Source organism: Neolewinella persica DSM 23188 (genome assembly GCF_000373105.1).
In the GTDB taxonomy this organism is placed as follows: domain Bacteria; phylum Bacteroidota; class Bacteroidia; order Chitinophagales; family Saprospiraceae; genus Neolewinella; species Neolewinella persica.
This window is the reverse complement of the sequence record NZ_KB890497.1, coordinates 171380-187685: the sequence shown is the minus strand read 5'-3', so window position 1 is coordinate 187685 and position 16306 is coordinate 171380. Positions and strand designations below refer to the sequence as shown.

At 50.9% G+C, this 16306-nt stretch carries 14 protein-coding genes; 9 read left to right on the top strand and 5 right to left on the bottom strand.

What is annotated here, in order from left to right:
* Positions 1 to 113: 113 nt before the first annotated feature.
* Positions 114 to 899 carry an OmpA/MotB family protein gene (locus tag B036_RS0127460; RefSeq protein ID WP_020571943.1) on the top strand — a complete coding sequence of 262 codons (786 nt, stop codon included), beginning with the start codon at positions 114 to 116 and terminating at the stop codon, positions 897 to 899.
* A 261-nt stretch (positions 900 to 1160) separates the two neighbouring features.
* Complete coding sequence (locus B036_RS0127455; protein ID WP_245557519.1) at positions 1161 to 2936, top strand: S41 family peptidase; 1776 nt, start codon at positions 1161 to 1163, stop codon at positions 2934 to 2936.
* A gap of 120 nt (positions 2937 to 3056) precedes the next feature.
* Here B036_RS0127455 and recN read toward each other — a convergent pair whose 3' ends face one another.
* Positions 3057 to 4724: a DNA repair protein RecN gene (gene recN / locus B036_RS0127450; protein ID WP_020571941.1), complete on the bottom strand. Its 1668-nt coding sequence runs from the start codon at positions 4722 to 4724 to the stop codon at positions 3057 to 3059.
* A 136-nt stretch (positions 4725 to 4860) separates the two neighbouring features.
* Here recN and B036_RS0127445 point away from each other — a divergent pair, with 136 nt between their 5' ends.
* The 3 genes from B036_RS0127445 (at position 4861) to B036_RS0127435 (ending at position 7391) form a co-directional block, all read left to right on the top strand.
* Entirely contained in the window at positions 4861 to 5343 is a 483-nt protein-coding gene (locus B036_RS0127445; protein ID WP_020571940.1) for a hypothetical protein, read from the top strand.
* 6 nt (positions 5344 to 5349) lie between these two features.
* The gene (locus B036_RS0127440) at positions 5350 to 6303 is read left to right on the top strand and encodes a DUF368 domain-containing protein (protein WP_044103903.1); all 954 of its coding nucleotides are present in this window, start codon (positions 5350 to 5352) and stop codon (positions 6301 to 6303) included.
* A gap of 290 nt (positions 6304 to 6593) precedes the next feature.
* On the top strand, positions 6594 to 7391 hold the full coding sequence (locus B036_RS0127435; protein WP_020571938.1) for a shikimate dehydrogenase family protein: 798 nt from the start codon (positions 6594 to 6596) through the stop codon (positions 7389 to 7391).
* Positions 7392 to 7429: 38 nt separating this feature from the next.
* Here the strand turns inward: B036_RS0127435 and B036_RS31435 are convergent, their stop codons facing one another.
* The gene (locus B036_RS31435; protein WP_020571937.1) at positions 7430 to 7801 is read right to left on the bottom strand and encodes a hypothetical protein; all 372 of its coding nucleotides are present in this window, start codon (positions 7799 to 7801) and stop codon (positions 7430 to 7432) included.
* A 124-nt stretch (positions 7802 to 7925) separates the two neighbouring features.
* On the opposite strand from B036_RS31435, the gene B036_RS0127425 reads away from it, so the two are divergent.
* Positions 7926 to 8273, top strand: coding sequence for a DoxX family protein (locus B036_RS0127425; protein ID WP_020571936.1), 348 nt, complete (start codon positions 7926 to 7928; stop codon positions 8271 to 8273).
* Between the two features lie 166 nt (positions 8274 to 8439).
* Here the strand turns inward: B036_RS0127425 and B036_RS0127420 are convergent, their stop codons facing one another.
* Positions 8440 to 8814: a DoxX family protein gene (locus B036_RS0127420; protein WP_020571935.1), complete on the bottom strand. Its 375-nt coding sequence runs from the start codon at positions 8812 to 8814 to the stop codon at positions 8440 to 8442.
* A 97-nt stretch (positions 8815 to 8911) separates the two neighbouring features.
* A complete protein-coding gene (locus B036_RS0127415) occupies positions 8912 to 11161 on the bottom strand; it encodes a GNAT family N-acetyltransferase (protein ID WP_020571934.1) in 2250 nt (749 codons plus the stop codon).
* 406 nt (positions 11162 to 11567) lie between these two features.
* Between B036_RS0127415 and pyrR the strand changes: the two genes are divergently transcribed.
* The 3 genes from pyrR to B036_RS0127400 all read left to right on the top strand — a co-directional run bounded on the left by pyrR (position 11568) and on the right by B036_RS0127400 (position 15100).
* A complete protein-coding gene (pyrR, locus tag B036_RS0127410) occupies positions 11568 to 12116 on the top strand; it encodes a bifunctional pyr operon transcriptional regulator/uracil phosphoribosyltransferase PyrR (protein ID WP_020571933.1) in 549 nt (182 codons plus the stop codon).
* A 4-nt stretch (positions 12117 to 12120) separates the two neighbouring features.
* On the top strand, positions 12121 to 13065 hold the full coding sequence (locus tag B036_RS0127405) for an aspartate carbamoyltransferase catalytic subunit (protein WP_020571932.1): 945 nt from the start codon (positions 12121 to 12123) through the stop codon (positions 13063 to 13065).
* Positions 13066 to 13234: 169 nt separating this feature from the next.
* Positions 13235 to 15100, top strand: a complete 1866-nt coding sequence (locus tag B036_RS0127400; RefSeq protein WP_020571930.1) for a hypothetical protein — start codon at positions 13235 to 13237, stop codon at positions 15098 to 15100.
* 133 nt (positions 15101 to 15233) lie between these two features.
* On the opposite strand, the gene B036_RS0127395 is transcribed toward B036_RS0127400, so the two are convergent.
* Positions 15234 to 15920, bottom strand: coding sequence for a hypothetical protein (locus B036_RS0127395; protein ID WP_020571929.1), 687 nt, complete (start codon positions 15918 to 15920; stop codon positions 15234 to 15236).
* Between the last annotated feature and the right edge of the window lie 386 nt (positions 15921 to 16306).

Sequence of the window (16306 nt, the reverse complement as noted above, 5' to 3'; positions counted from 1 at the left end):
CCCTGCAACAACTGCAACGTGAGCGTAGCGAACCCTGCAACGTGAGCATAGCGAACCCTACAACATGCGCGCAGCGCACAACGTTTATTCCCCCAAACCAACAAACTACTGAAATGAGATACCTTTTATTCACCCCCGTACTTTGTCTGTTGTTACTAAGCTCTTGTAATCAGGCCAAAGTCAAGGAACTCGAAGCAAAACTCGTTTCCAGTGAACAGCAGCGGGAAATGCTGGATACCCAACTGGAAAGCGTACAACGCACCAATGGCGACCTTCTGGACCGAATGGAGGACCTCTCCGTCATCAGCAAGGAAGGTGCCACCAGCATCCGGGAGAGCCTGCAAAGCATTAGCGGGCAAACCAGTTACATTAAGGACCTGAACCGCTCTATTCAGCGAAAAGACAGCCTCAACCTGGCACTGGTCATGAACCTGAAACGCTCACTTGATCAGGTGGCAGGAAACGATATTCAGGTCGAAGTCCGTGGTGGAAAGGTTCACGTTAGCATCAGCGACAAGCTACTCTTTGCCTCCGGCTCCGCCCGGGTCAATACCGCCGCTGAAAACGTATTGGCGAACATCAGCACCGTGCTTAACGACCACCGGGACCTCAACGTAATCGTGGAAGGACACACCGACAATGTACCCGTAAAAATAAATGGCGTACGGGATAACTGGGAACTTTCCACCATGCGTGCTACCGCCGTTGTCCGCAAGCTAACCGAAGACTTCTACGTAGATCCTTCCCGCCTTTCCGCCGCTGGCCGGGCAGAATACGACCCTCGTGGCGACAACGACACGGCCGAAGGCCGTGCCAGCAACCGCCGTACGGAAATTGTCATTACGCCGAATCTTGACGAATTCTTTAAGCTGGCTAAGGATGCCGGCACTGCCGGTTAAAACACCTTAGGCGTTTTGGCAGACGAAAACTCGCTGCGCTCGTTTTCTTGGTAGACGCAGCTTCGCTGCTGGTAGTGGGTATTTTGGCAGGCTGCCGTATGAGGCAGCTCGTTCAAATCGTACGGTCACCTACCCTGCTACATCTACCAAGGAACCAAGTTCAGCGAGGTTCCTTCTGAAAAGACTTCGCCTTTAACATCAATTTACATCAATTAACAAGTAAGGTTATAGGGTTGAACTCACTACCGATACTTTCGCAACATGAAGAGAAATCACATGATGCGACTGACCACCCTTGTTCTGCTACTGTTCTTTGCAGCCAGCTCCACCAGCTGTGCACAACAGGATTCGACCCGGACGGCGACCACTTCAGGACAAAAAACCTACCTGCCGGAAACAACGTCTATTTCAGAGGTTTTGCAGGCCAACGATCATCTCCCGATTGAGCAGCGGGTAGCGCTATATCGACGGCTGAGAAAAGAAAATCCCAAGGCTTACAACTTCTGGAATGAGGATGAGCTGACCATGTATGGCTACCAACTGCTGTGGAGTGAGCAGACCGCCGATGCGCTGGAAGTTTTCAAATTGTTGGTGGAACAGTTCCCCACATCGGCCAATACGTACGATAGTGTAGGGGAAGCCTACCTGGCCTTGGGCAACGAACAATTAGGCCTGGTTAACTACCAGAAGGCCGTGGCTATGGACCCCGATAACTTTAATGCAGCAGACATAGTTCAGCGAATACTACATCCGGAAGATGTACCAAAAAGAGACGAAGAAAAGTTCGCAGAAGTGTATTCCGCAGTGGAATACCAGGCTGATTTAGATCAGCTATCGGCAAGGCTTTTAAAAGTCCACCCCAACGCGCTGAAGTTCATCACTGCCGAAGCCTTTCAGGCGTTGGTCGCTAAGAAAAAAGCCCTGATGACGGACCAAACGACTTACGCTGAATTTCGTTGGCACGCTGCGGAAATCATCGCAGCATTGAATTGTTCCCATACGTCTCCCGGTCGTTTTTCGTTGGAGAGCCAGATGTTGCCCGTAGAGCTCCGGTTCCCGGTTCAGACCAGACTGGTAGACAATCAGCTGTTCGTTGTGGACCCAATGGAAAATGAAGACAAATTGGCGATCAAAGATGAAATTCTGGAAATTAACGGTCTACCCGTCGCCAAAATAATAGAAGAAATTTACCGCCGGGTTCCGTCCCAGGGCTACGTCGAGACAACGAAGCGGCACGAGTTCAATTTCTGGGGAACTGGTATGATTCCCTATGCCCTTAATTTTCCGGAACAGTACGAAGTGACCGTGAAGGGTATGCAGTTTCCGATAAAGTTGCACGCTGCGGAATCAGTACGCAACCATTTCGGCAATCCGGCGATCAAGCCTTGCAAAAACGAGCTGTGTTTCGAAGTACTGAAGGAGAATAATACTGGCATCCTGACCATATCCTCCTTCAATTTCTATCCTTGGAATAACCTGGATGTATTTCAGACCTTCATCGATAACACCTTCAAAGAAATCGAAGCAAAGCGCATTGAGCACCTGATCATTGACGTGCGCTACAACGGTGGGGGCTCTGTGGAATCAAGCATCTACCTATTGCGTTATCTGAATGATCAAGCCTTCACCTACGCCTCAAGAGCCGAATTTGAAGGAAAGAGGGAGATCGGCGAAAGCGAGAAGGTCCAGCAACCATTCCCAAAAACCTACAGGGGAAAGCTATACTTCCTCATCGACGGTATTGGTAACTCGACCACGGGCCATTTCATGTCGCTGGCCAAAGTCTGGAATTTGGGTACCATCATTGGGGAAGAACTAGGCTCTAACCAATTTTGCTCCGCTGGACAGGTCGTTTGTCGTTTGTCTAATACCCGGATGATGTACTTCGTAGCTAACAATACACACGTAACAACTGCCACTTCTCTACCGGATGAGCAGGGTATTCTGCCGGACCACCAGGTTACTCAAAGCATTGAGGATTACCTGGATAAAGTGGACACGGTTAAGGAGTTTGCGATTGGGCTAACGCGGGAATAGACAAAAACTCGCTTTGCTCGTTTTCTCGGTAGACGGCCTACGGACTTGGTAGAAGGTAGATTGATAGGCTACCAAGCGCGAAGCGCGTCTACCAAGGAACCGAGCGCAGCAAAGTTCCGTCTATTGAGTTAGCGCTACGAGCTCCCGCGCATTCTCCAGCGCCGAGTCAGATGGAGGGTTCTGGGAAAGCATCACCGCAATGGAACGAATCCGCTCCTCCTGATTGAGTTCCTTCACCTTTGTGATCGTCCGCTCGGCGTCTTCGCGATCCTGTTTGTAAACGAAGTAATGGCGATCAGCCCGGCTGGCTACTTGTGGGCTGTGGGTGATGACCACCACCTGGTGATGCCGGCTTAGATCGGTCAGGATACGTCCCATTTTCTGAGCGACGTCGCCGGAGACGCCGGCGTCAATTTCATCAAAGATCAGGGTCGGCAAATGCATAGCCTTGGCCACCAGGGATTTGGTGACGAGGGCGAGGCGGCTCATTTCGCCGCCGGAGGCGGCGGCTTTGATCGATTGCAGCTTGCCCCCCTTATTGGCACTAAAGAGAAACTGTACCTCGTCAAGACCATGTGGTCCGGGCTGTTCCAGTGCCTGGAAGTCAACGACCAATTGGGCATTTTCCATGCTGAGTTCAGCCAGTCGCTCCTGTACTTGTTGACCAAAGCCCGGAGCAACCTTCTGGCGACCTTTCCGAAGCGCTGCACCAGTTTTCATCAGCGCCTTTTCCGTCTTTTCCTTTTCTGCCGTCAATTTCTCGATTTCACCATCAAGGTTGGTAAATTCGAACAATCGGTCAGAGAGCTCATCATAAATAACGATCAGCTCCTCCACAGTAGCCACGGAGTGCTTGTTCTGAAGGCGGTATAACAAATTCAGCCGTTCTTCGACCTCTTCGAGCCGCTCTGGGTTAACTTCGGTTTCTTCACCGAAAGATTCCAGGTCGGAGGCAATCTCATCTAATTCCAGGCGAATACTTTCAAAACGGTCATAAAGTTCTTTCAGTTTCGGATCACCAGCAGCCAGTGGGATAAGTTTCTGGGCGATGGTGGTTAACTGATCGGAAACACCATTGTCTCCTTCGGTCAGGTAATGAAAAACGCCAGAGGTAAGCTGCTTTATTTCGTCCGCATTGCTCAGGCGATGCCGTTCTCCTTCCAACCCTTCCTGCTCCCCCGGGCTCAGATCGGCTTCGCCGAATTCATTTACCTGGAATTCCAGGAACTCCTGCTCCCGGCGGGCCTGCGCCCGGGATTCGTTTAATTCGTTGAGCCGCCTTTGATGAGCCTGAAGCGTAGTATACAATTTCCGGTACGTATCGACTTCCTCTTTTTGCCCGGCCAGTGCGTCCAGCAGCTCTAACTGGAACGCCGTATTATTAATGTAAAGCGTATCAAATTGCTGGTGCAGATCAATCAAGGTACTGCCAAGCTGTTGCAGCACTTTCAGGTTAGTGGGCGTATCGTTAACGAAGGCCCTGCTCTTTCCCGATGGGGTAATCTCCCGACGGATGATCAGCTCATCATCATAATCCAGGTCCTGCTCCTGAAAAAATGCTTTGAGATCGTAGGCCGCAATATTAAATCTTCCTTCAATAATACACTTACGGGTATCGTCAAATAAGGTCTTACTGTCAGACCGCCCACCAAGAATCAAGCTCAGACCGCCCAGCACAATTGACTTTCCGGCCCCAGTCTCTCCGGTAATAATGCTCAAACCATCAGCAAAATCAAGCTGTAGTTCTTCGATGATCGCATAATTGCGGATGTGCAGGCGTTGAATCATGGATAAAAATTGTTGGTAAAACACAAATTTACAAACACTTGGGTTAAAACTTGTTCCTTTTTCTTTTTCTCTCAAAAAACCGTGATAACGGCAGGATTGGCTCTAAGTTTGCACCCACATAAAAAGAAAAAACTATATGCGCCTGACGCTATTTATCGCTATTTCTCTGATTTGCTTTTCCTGTTCTTCTGATTCCAGTTCCGGATGGAAAGCACTTGACCTGATGAAGTACAACGTCCCCGTTACTATTATGGCTCCCGACAGTGCTAAAGTAAAGGCTACCAATCTTTCAGGAATCATGCAGGACGTGACCATTAAGAGCACGGACGATTATTATTCCATTCAAGTACTCGCCAGCCAGGCCAGTACCGACGATATGGCACGCCTGAAGGCGGAACAACTCCAATTGGTCCGCGACAACCGTTACTTCGACAGTGTTCTGTCGGAAGAACCCAACGGTTTCATCTTCCTCAACAAGATCGATACCCTATCACTATACGGCTTTCGACACATCATTTACCAGGGCGACCAGGAGTTCGTATTCCAAAATTCCTTTGATGGTATTTTCACCCTGGAGCAGGTTGAAGCCATGTATGCAGCCGTAAAGCAAAAGAAGTAGTAACTGATGAACATCTCAATAATTCTTAAAGGCATGACCATGGGCATCGCTGAGGCCATCCCTGGTGTCAGTGGTGGAACCATTGCTTTCATTACGGGAATCTATGAAAGGTTACTTCGTGCCATTGGTAGCATCCTCGGGCCAGAGGTCATTGGCGCTTTGCGCCGTGATGGATTGGCTGCAGCTTGGAAAGCCGCTGACGGTGGCTTTATCCTCCAACTAGGCATCGGCATGGTGGTTGGCTTAGGTGTTGCCGTCATGACAATCACCGAGCTACTGGCGGCTTACCCACCGGTGGTCTGGGCCTTTTTCTTTGGCCTCATTATCGCCTCCGCCATCTACATCGGTAAACAGATAAAACAGTGGAATGCCGTCGCTATCGGTCTGCTGATTATCGGCGCCATAACGGCCTATTACCTGACGACAATCAACCCAATGGCCGGAGGAGACAACCTCCTTTTTGTGTTTGTGGCTGGCGCCATCGCCATTTCGGCATTGATTCTTCCCGGCATCTCGGGCTCCTTCATCCTGCTGCTCCTGGGAATGTACACCGTTATTTTCACCGCCGTCAGAAACATTGCCACGGGAGATACCGGCGCCTTGCTGATTGTAGCGACGTTTGGCCTCGGCTGCCTGGTTGGCCTCGCAGTATTCAGCCGGGTGCTCACTTATACCTTCAAAACATGGCCGAACCAGACACTGGCTATCCTGACGGGATTCATGCTTGGTTCGCTGCGTAAACTATGGCCCTGGCGCAATGCGCTTTCCATGCGGGAGAATAGCAAAGGAGAAATGGTACCGTTACTGGAAACTCCCGTCATGCCGGGAGCGTACGAAGGAGAAAACACCTTTGTTATCGCCGTTATCATTGCTTTTCTGCTTGGTCTGATCGTCGTTTATTTGATGGACCGGTTTGCGCCGCCAGTGGAGGAAGAAATGGAAATTCTTAAAGAAGCCTAGGGCGCGGCCGCGGGTGCAGATATACGGTAAAAGGAGCCGTGACGTTTTCTGCTCGCTACGCTCGTTCACCGCTCCTGCCGTCGCTGGGGAGGGGTGACTCTTCGACAGTTACTTTTAGTAAGAATCAATGGATCTTGCCTATTCATACAACTACCTATCCACGAATGAAGTGAGCAGCCTCGTGCGGCGGCCTTCCGACTACCAGGCGTAGCGTCAGCCCACTACCGAGCGAAGCGAGTGCGATAGCCAAATCGAATATCAAGCATCGCACATCAAATACCCCATATCCCATGACCTACGGACTAATCGGCTACCCAATCACCCACTCCTTCTCCAAACCTTATTTCACCGATAAGTTTGCAGCGATGGGACTCGCTGACACGCATCAGTATTACGATTTCCCTATGGAGCACTTCCGGGGATTCGATGAACTGAAAGCCAAATATCCAGACCTGAAGGGATTAAACGTCACCATCCCCCACAAGCAAAACGTCCTTCCTTTTCTTGACCGGATTGACCCTGCAGCTGCCAGGATCGGAGCAGTAAACTGCATTCGCATTGAAGCCGACGGTTCCACCACCGGTTACAATACCGATTACATGGGTTTCCAGACCGACCTGCTCGATCATCTCCGGGAAGCGAACTGGACGCAGCAGGCCTTCGGCCTGCCCACCAACGATGACCTCCTCGAAATTTTCCTGGAAGAAACCAGTGCGCTCGTACTCGGCACCGGTGGAGCTTCCCTTGCCGTCCATGAGGCCCTACGGGAACTCGGCGTGACCACGCTCGCCGTCAGTCGTACCGCCGGCGAGGACAGGGTCACCTATTCCGACCTTAGCCCCAGCCTTATTGCCGATCATCACCTGGTCATCAACACCACGCCATTGGGCATGGCGCCAAAGGACACTACGTTTCCGGACATCCCTTACGCCGCATTGTCTCCCGCACACTTCTGCTACGACCTGGTCTACAATCCTGCAACAACGCTCTTTCTGAGTAAGTCTGCTGCCGCTGGGGCCAGTACCGGGAATGGGATCAGAATGTTACATCACCAGGCGGAAGCGGGGTGGAAGCTGTGGGGAGCATAGCCGAAAGCTGCAGGCAACGGTTTCCTTATTTAGCCCCCTTACCCCAGCAGCGACGGTTTCCGCAGTAAAGTACCCACATAAACCATCCCACCAATCGCCAAGCCAGGTAGGGGTACATCTCCTAGAATCAACTCCCCGACAACGATTCCGCCAGCGTAGGAACAGAACAGGAAGAATCCGATGTTGCTGATCCTGGGAATCCAATACAGGACGACAACACCCATCTCGATCAGACCGATCACAACGGCATGCTCCGCCATACCAAGCTGTTCCAGCAGGAGGTGGATTTCATTATTAGGGAAAAACTTGGTTACCCCAGACCCGAAGACGGCTAAAGAGGCCAGGATAGAGAGCAGGTAGCCAACGATGCGCCGGATTTTAGAGATACCGGGTTCGTGGAGGGTAGACATTGTCATGGTAGTTTAAGGTTGAGGTTCGGGGATAAACCTTTCCGGGCAATAATGGTTCGGACAACTCCTACAAGATCACATTAACTTCCCCGAGCCTCCAACGCTTCGAAAAAGAATCCCTTCTATGGACTTTCCTACCCTGGCCACCTTTTTCTCCGGAGTCTCCTTTATTTTTTACGGGGCGGGATGTCTGACGACCTCGCACATGAAGAGCGAATTTATCCGCTACGGTTATGACCGCCAGCGGGTATTGACTGGCTACCTTCAGCTACTAGGAGCCATGGGCCTACTCATTGGATACTGGACCTCTCCCTGGCTGGCCTTTGGAGCAGCCTTAGGTTTGGGCCTGATGATGGTGTTTGGTTTCGGGGTACGATTAAAGATCAAAGATGGCTTCTGGGCGTCATCTCCTGCCTTCCTCTACGCCGTATTGAATCTCTACCTGAGCGTGCATTACGGTAGCATCCTGTAACCACTGTCAGAAAGACACAGGCTCATTACCCATAAAAGTATTGACCAACTTTACGCCAGGGCACAGGACTAATCGACAGTCGGCTGATGAGTCACCTTAATGTAGGGTATACAGCTTACGTAAACCAATAAAGAACGAGCGGAGCAACTTGCTGCTCCTGCATTGTCTAGAGTGCATTTGCGTCGTAAGCAATGACCAAACACATCACCAAAAATAGCGCTGCGGGAAAAGACTTTATGAGCGGATCACTAATCTTAAAGTGCATCGTGATTGAGCCAGCCAACAGGACAGCTAGCCCGACGGCGGCCGGAAATTGAAGCATTGGAAACCAGATACCTGCGATCAACAGTAGGGCAAGAACAACCTTTGCCGTTCCAATCACGTAAACCGACCAGACGGGTAAACCATAGGCCTGAAATTCTTCGAAAATCGTGGTGGCATCGCCGCCACGCCAGCGAGTAGCTTTATTATATTGTACCAGCCAGACGTTCAATATACTGAGACCGACGATGAGCTGGAGAGCGATGATAAGGTAATCCATTACTTGAATAGGTTTTGGTAGCAGCTGACATTAGCGGCAATTTCTAGAGTTGCCTAACACGAAAACCCGAATGCGGTTTACTACAATATTACAGCTTTCACATCCGCCGCAGCTTATTAAGCAACAATGCCATCTTCAAATTCAACCGACTTCCAGCATTAAAAAACTGCCCATCAAGTGAAAGGTGGCCCTGGTCAAGCTTAATCTCGTTCAGCGTCGTAAAGGTAACCGCGCCAGCTGGCTGCAGTACGTTTTTCCAGTAAAGACCAGCATCGGTAACGGCAAAACCATTCTTGGCCTGACTCAGCAGACTCTGATCGCAGATCAGGAATACGCGTTCATCCTTTTTTGCACGGATGAAAGATTTGGTGGCGTTGCGTAAGGCACGGGAAGGCATCGACACAAAATCAGTATAGACCAGTTCGTTTTCCTCCTCGAAGTCAAGATAATCCATCACCACCTTGAAAATGTTGGCTGTTTCCCAATCAATGCTTTGATGGCGAAGTAACCGTTGCGGTAAAACGCCCTCACTTAGGTCGCCAGCCGTTTCCACGATGAAATACTCAGACAAATCAGCAAACGTATCGTGTAGTCGGCGTTGTGCTTCCTTCTTAGTGTGCACACCGTGGTTCAGCCAGTTGAGGATTCCCTTCAGACTACCATCACGAAGCCTTTGAAACTCTGTGCTTTCCTCCATCCGGGCGATGTACTTCCTGAGTTTACGATCATCGAAATAAGCCAGAATCTGGGCCTGGAGGTGTTCCCGGAAATCATTTTTAAGTTCGCTGAAGGACCACTGCCGGTTATTAGCAGGGGCAGATTTCTTTTCGTTTTGATCCTCATTTTTGTCGTTGCCGGAAGAAACTGTATTGGAAGTTTTTTCAGAGGACTTAACCCGGCTGCCCGGTCCTTCAATTGGTTCGTTTGGGGATTTGGTTTCCGGAGCTGGTTTGGCGGAGGGGCTGGTTGGTGCCGCAGACTCCCGGGTAAACCGGGTATCCAGTTCGTTCGGCCATTCGGCCAGATCTTCCAGGATTAGGACTTCCTCCACGGGAGCTTTCCCACCAGTTTCCTCTGATTCTTCGGGCTGCGGGTGCCCGCAGCTGAAGCAAAACCGGGCCATGGATGGGAGAATACTCTCACAATCGGGGCACAATTTAGTCGCTTGACGAACGGGAGTTTCTTCCACCGTATCATCGACAGCCTGCTTGGCCTGAACGTCCATCGAAGCATCTGTTGAAACAGCAGACTGTTGCACCGAAACAGGAGAGACATCGCCGGGGGCAGGATCAGCCTCAAAAGCAAATTCAAAGGAGGATTTCATGGTTTCCTTCTCAGTTTTCCCGGTAGGCAGACTAGATTTACTGACCACCGGGGTGGACACCATACCGTCTCCAAAATCAACTTCGAATTCAATTTTACTACGGTCATAAACCGGTTTTACTGCAGGTCGGGGAGTTTCCAGCTTCCGCGCATTGTTCTCTGGCCTGGAAACAGGGGAAGGCTTTTCTGTGAAAGATGCTGGCTTTTCATTCTTTACACGAGAGGAGGCTGCAGGAGAGGAGTTATCTCTTGGAGCGGCCGTACCCTTTTTCGCTCTTGCCCGGGCAATGAAGGCCTCCAACTCGGAGAGTTGGTTTTCCGATAGGCTGGTTTCCCCATCTTCTTCAGTATCGACCGACGTAGTCAGCGCATTTTCGCCGGTCTGGTATAGGGGTGTTTCATCTACTCTCAGGTTGTAATTCGGTAGTGTTTCAAAGACGGGTTCATCTGCCAGGCTAGGGAAGTCATCTTCCCATTGGCTACGGTTGCTTTCCTCACCTGAGGATTCAACTGCTTTAGCTGGAATATCGACGACCTCGTAGGCCTCACGCAACAATAAGGTGCGGGCAATCGCCTGATCACCGGTTGTTTCACCGGTATCAACGAAATCATGTTTAACTAAAAAAGCAATCGCCCGGGCATTGTAATACCGAACGGCAACGGAGACCGCCCGGTCGCGACCAATAAAATTAGTTGCTTCCTCCATTAATGCGGCGGCAACCCCTTTTCCCCAATAGGCGCGTTTTACGATGATCTGGCGCAGGTGAGCGTAAGCTGCCGGAGTTCCATCAATGATCAGGTAGCCAGCCAGAGTACGACCTTTGGGTTCGATGGCTACGAACACCGCAGTATTTCGCTCTTCCAGTGCCCGAAGGACTTCGGCCCTTGCACCTTCTACCAAAGCGTCATTTTCAGCACGCTGGGCAACAGAGAGTTCAGGCCGGTCAAAAGCCGGGAAGATGGCTTGCCAGACGAAAGTCTCGAGGTGAGGGAAATCTGATTCCCTTGCGGGGCGGAGGATCATGCTTTGTAGTCTTGTAGTCTTGTAGTCTTGTAGTCTTGTAGTCTTGTAGTCTTGACAAATATACGATTTAAACTTCAATTTGTTTTCACATTTAAAATAAAACTACAATTATTGCTTATTTTATTTCACGCAGCATTCCTGATTTACGTATCTTAATCCTTACGCTTAATTTAGATGACTGCCCTTTGCTCCGTTTCCCGTTCCTTGCACCTGCGATCGCGCCTAATTATTTGCCTTCACCCACTGCGAACTGTATATACTCCATTGATGAGCACATTGAGCCCTTTTATACAGTAGCTCTTCAAGACAACAAGACGACTAAAGCAGGAGACTATTTCCCGCTTGCGGTAGCTCTACCAGACTAAAAGACTACCCAACTACAAGACTATTTTCCTACCTTCGCATCATGCCCGACCAGCGCATCATCCACGCCCCGGAGCGCTTCGCTCTTACCATCGAACGCCTCTGCCGTCACCTCATCGAGGAGCACGGGGACTTCAGTAATACCTGCCTGATCGGAATCCAGACCGGCGGTGTGGAACTGGCCGATCGGCTGCGCCTGCGGCTGGCCGAAATGGGCATTACCGGCTTCAAGTATGGTAAACTGGACATTACTTTTTACCGCGACGATTTCCGGACAGCAAAAGGTCCGCTGACCCCTCAGACGACGGAGATTGACTTTCTGGTGGAAGACAAACGGGTGATCCTGGTCGACGATGTACTGTACAGTGGCCGTACCACTCTTTCCGCCCTGACTGCGCTGAACCACTTTGGCCGCCCCGCCCAGGTGGAGCTCCTGGTCATGGTCGATCGCCGCTTCCGTCGCACCCTCCCCATCAGGGCCAACTACCGTGGCCTTTCTGTAGATACCCTCCACGACGAATACGTCGACGTTCAATGGGCCGAAACCCATGGCGTTGATCAAATCATCCTCACCAGGCAGCCAGCGCAATAACTTCATGGCCTCAGACCAACAACTATCCACCAAACACGTTCTCGGCATCAAGTACCTGCTGCCGGCAGACGTAGAGCTCATCCTCGATACTGCGCGGGAGTTTAAGGAAGTCATCAACCGGCCGATCAAAAAGGTACCCAGCCTTCGGGACACTACCGTCGCCAACCTGTTTTTCGAAAACAGTACCCGTACCCGTATCAGCTTTGAGCTGGCCGAAAAAAGGCTTAGTGCAGATACCGTTAACTTCAGTGCTGCCAGTTCTTCCGTCAAAAAAGGAGAGACTTTGTTGGATACCGTTAATAACATCCTCGCCATGAAAGTGGACATGGTGGTGATGCGGCATCCCGCGCCTGGCGCACATCATTTCCTTGCCTCGAAAATTGACGCCAGTATCATCAACGCTGGTGACGGCACGCACGAGCATCCGACCCAGGCCCTGCTCGATGCCTACTCCATGCGTGACGCCGTGGGCGGAGACATGCGGGGTAAAAAGGTCTGCATCTTCGGGGACATTACCCACTCCAGGGTGGCGCTTTCCAATATTTTTTGTCTGCAAAAACTAGGTGCCAGGGTTCGCGTATGCGGGCCTCCTACCCTGATCCCTAAACACATCGGTAGCCTGGGAACGGAAGTCAGCTACGACGTCGAAGAAAGTCTTGCCTGGTGCGACGTAGCCAACGTGCTGCGCATCCAACTTGAACGACAAGACACCAAGTTCATCCCTAGTTTGCGCGAGTACAACCGGCATTTTGGCATCACCCGCGAGCGAGTGGATAAGCTGGACAAACCGGTAGTCATCATGCACCCAGGTCCGATCAATCGGGGCGTTGAAATCGATACCTCCGTTGCGGATTCTGAGCATAGCATCATCCTGGAACAGGTAGAGAACGGGGTGGCGGTGCGGATGGCGGTGTTGTATTTGCTGGCGGCCCGGCGGAAGGAGATTTGAGGGCTTCGTTGCAGGTAACCATTAAGGGCATTAAGAAAATTAAGGGCTACACTAAGAAAAGGGAAGATTTAATAAATCATTCAGACGTCGTGTACCCCCAAATAATCTTAGTGTAATTCTTACTGCCCTTAGTGTCTTAGTGGTTATTCTCTGCCTTATCTTCCCCCCAGTGCAAAACTCCTCCACCCCATACGCCCGCATTGCCCTGCTCCTGATTTTTTCGGCCATGGCCATAACCTCGCTGGTCCGCAATGAGGTATTTCAGGGTACCACCAACGTCATCAACTGGGACGGGTACGGCTACTACGCTTACTTACCCGGGGCTTTTGTGTACGGCGACATCTCGGAGTATGCCTTCGCGGAGGACCACTTTTCGTCCTACGAGGTCAGCAGCGGCATCTACCAGCTGATGGAGCTGGAAAACGGCAGCCGATTCCCCATCTACAATATTGGTCTGGCGGTCGTCTGGACGCCGGCCTTCCTGATCACCCACAGCATTACGGCCGTTACGGGAATTGCGGCGGCCGACGGGATGTCTTATCCCTACCAGTTGATGGTGGCCCTGATGATGTTACTGTTCGCCTTTTTGGGTTTGCTCAACCTGAAGCGGTTTTTGGCGATCTATTTTTCGGACGTTGTGGTGGCCCTGGTCTTGCTGGGGATCGGTTTAGGGACCAATATTTTTTACTACATCGTGGAGAACCCCGACATGACGCACGGGTATTTGTTTGCCTTGTACGCTATGTTTCTTTATGCATTTGCGCGGGGATTTTGTTCCCCGGCACTTGTGCCGGATGGTGCTGTTCACGGCACAAGTGCCGGGGAACAAGAAAGCTTCCCTGGAGGAAAACGAAAGTACCTAATCTACTGTGGCTTACTCGCTGGTCTGATGTGCCTTATCCGCAGTTCCGAGATCGTGGTTTTTGCCATTCCGGCGTTTTATGGGTTGAAGAACTGGGCAACGTTAAAACGAAATTTTTGGCGGACGCTGCCCATCTTCGGCATCGCGCTGGCGGTCTTTTCGATCCAGTTAATCTACTATAAAGCAGGCACCGGAAGCTGGTGGCAAAATGGGTATGCAGGATTGGGTTTCGACTGGCTTTCGCCGCACCTGTACGAAGGGTTTATCGGGTACCGACGTGGCTGGCTGGTGTACACGCCGCTGATGGCCTTCGCCTTAATGGGTATTGCGTGGCTACGTAAAGATTGGCTTCTGCCTATCCTGATCTTCACGTTGGGAAACGTTTATCTGCTCTTCAGCTGGCACATTTGGTGGTATGGGGATACGTTCGGGAGTCGGCCAGTGACGCAAAGCTATGCGGTACTGGCCTTGCCATTGGGGGCTTTGCTGACGTGGTTGGTGGGCGGGGCCGCAGGTGCCAGGGAACGGATAAAAGGAGCAAAGGAAGAAGGGGCAGGAAATGCTCCTCGACGTCGGTTTATTGCGCCTTTACTCCTTTTAGCCCTTATCCCCTTCATCGCCCTTAACCTCTTCCAGCACTGGCAGTACAACCAGCGGATTTTACCGTTGGATTTTGTCAATAAAACCTATTATTGGCACGTGTTTGGCAAGGCGGAGTTGGATAAGCACGATCGGGTGTTTCTGGACATTAACGAGAAGATACCAGATGGTAAGCTGACCTACACCCCACTTCCCGGCATCAATGAACCCCTGGCGGTTCCGCCCAAGGCCCGGCAGGAATTTGTGAACATCCTTGAAGAAGACCTTATTCTCGGCTATCCGGACCAGGTGATGTGGCTCCGTGGCAATATTCATTATTCCTATTTCGGCGACAGCTTCGATAAGTGGAAATTCCCCAGCGTAGTAATGGAACACAAACGGGATGGCGGCGCTAAAAAATGGATACAGGTGAACATCCCCCGTGCCATGGCCACCCCGACCCGGGATTCTCTAAAATTCAACATCAGTTTGGAAGACATCCAGTCTGGGGACAAAGTGAAGCTCTATTTCTGGAACCTTAGCCAAGACAGCTTAATGGTTCATTGGGGAGATTTCAAATTATTACATGAATAACACGATGCGGTAGCCCCCCGCTTTTTCTTAGTGTAGCCCTTACTCCCCTTAGTGTCTTAGTGGTTCAAATCCTCCTACCTTCCTTAGTGTAGCACTTAATGCCTAAATGCACTTAATGGTTCTCTAACTTCCCCTACCCCCGAATAAAAGCCCATTCCTTAGTCTTCACAAACTCCAGGTCGAGGTCCTTCAACATCTGCAGTGGCACCACCACAAAATGAGGGACTTTCTCCAGCAGCATTTCCAGATTACGGGAACGAGCGTAATCGTTGATTCCCACTACGAGCAATTGCCGGCTTTCAGCCGACTGGCCATTAAACCTAAAGTCATTGGGCAAAAAACCGAATTCCACTAATTTATTGACAACGGGCTGTAGTCGCTCGTCCGGCAGCTGGCAGCTGCAACGCACCCACTGCGCCCTGATTTCCTTTCCTTCATAGTCTGTCCAACTCTCCTGTACGGTCTGCCAGTCGTAGTACTCCGTAAGCCGGGTGTCTTTGACGATCCAATACTCAATCTCCTCGCCTTTCACTTCCGGCCGTAGGACATCGATAGCATTACGACCGTCCTTGGCCTGTACGTATACCGCCGGTTGGTGAAAACCGTTGCGGACCATTATCCTTTTTACCTGCTGACGCTCCAAACCCCGTCCTCGGTACACCGGTAATTCCCGGACGTAGGTGCGGTTGATTGGTTCCAACCCACCTTCCCCTGTCCTTACGTAGCAGTTACCGGAATAGGCATCTATCTGAAACTGGGCTTGCAGCAACGAAAAAGAAGAAAGAATAAGGACTAGAAAGGTAAAAATGAAGTTATGCATGCGGTGGTCGTGGTTGGTCTCTTTAGTAAAACTGACGGACAGCCAGTAAATTACTATTTAACGGGACTTCGGAGGGCGAAGTTTCACTTCCGATTGAAGAACACCTCATCCTTACGAGCCGTCCGACCGCCTTCGCTCAGGGACGCGAATAGAATAAAACCAGGTCTTCTGACCTGGCGATTTTGTTCCTGCTGCCGCCAAAAATCGTTTGCATAGCACCGCTACGGAAATATTTTTTGGTGACAGCAGGGGCAAAATAAGACGGTCAGAAATCTGGTTTTATTTGGTTTGCGCCCTGTAGTTCTTAATGCCTTAGTGCCCTTAATGGTTATACTAACGACTCCTTGCTTAGTGTAGCCCTTAGTGCCTTAATGCCTTAGTGGTTC

Excerpts from the sequence above, each read along its gene's own strand:
- B036_RS31435 (WP_020571937.1), bottom strand. The coding sequence starts at position 7,801 with ATGTCTACCCTCCACGAACCCGGTATCTCTAAAATCCGGCGCATCGTT.
- B036_RS0127455 (WP_245557519.1), top strand. The coding sequence starts at position 1,161 with ATGAAGAGAAATCACATGATGCGACTGACCACCCTTGTTCTGCTACTG.
- B036_RS0127420 (WP_020571935.1), bottom strand. The coding sequence starts at position 8,814 with ATGGATTACCTTATCATCGCTCTCCAGCTCATCGTCGGTCTCAGTATA.
- B036_RS0127460 (WP_020571943.1), top strand. The coding sequence starts at position 114 with ATGAGATACCTTTTATTCACCCCCGTACTTTGTCTGTTGTTACTAAGC.
- B036_RS0127415 (WP_020571934.1), bottom strand. The coding sequence starts at position 11,161 with ATGATCCTCCGCCCCGCAAGGGAATCAGATTTCCCTCACCTCGAGACT.
- recN (WP_020571941.1), bottom strand. The coding sequence starts at position 4,724 with ATGATTCAACGCCTGCACATCCGCAATTATGCGATCATCGAAGAACTA.
- B036_RS0127440 (WP_044103903.1), top strand. The coding sequence starts at position 5,350 with ATGAACATCTCAATAATTCTTAAAGGCATGACCATGGGCATCGCTGAG.
- B036_RS0127405 (WP_020571932.1), top strand. The coding sequence starts at position 12,121 with ATGGCCTCAGACCAACAACTATCCACCAAACACGTTCTCGGCATCAAG.
- B036_RS0127435 (WP_020571938.1), top strand. The coding sequence starts at position 6,594 with ATGACCTACGGACTAATCGGCTACCCAATCACCCACTCCTTCTCCAAA.
- B036_RS0127445 (WP_020571940.1), top strand. The coding sequence starts at position 4,861 with ATGCGCCTGACGCTATTTATCGCTATTTCTCTGATTTGCTTTTCCTGT.
- B036_RS0127395 (WP_020571929.1), bottom strand. The coding sequence starts at position 15,920 with ATGCATAACTTCATTTTTACCTTTCTAGTCCTTATTCTTTCTTCTTTT.
- B036_RS0127425 (WP_020571936.1), top strand. The coding sequence starts at position 7,926 with ATGGACTTTCCTACCCTGGCCACCTTTTTCTCCGGAGTCTCCTTTATT.
- pyrR (WP_020571933.1), top strand. The coding sequence starts at position 11,568 with ATGCCCGACCAGCGCATCATCCACGCCCCGGAGCGCTTCGCTCTTACC.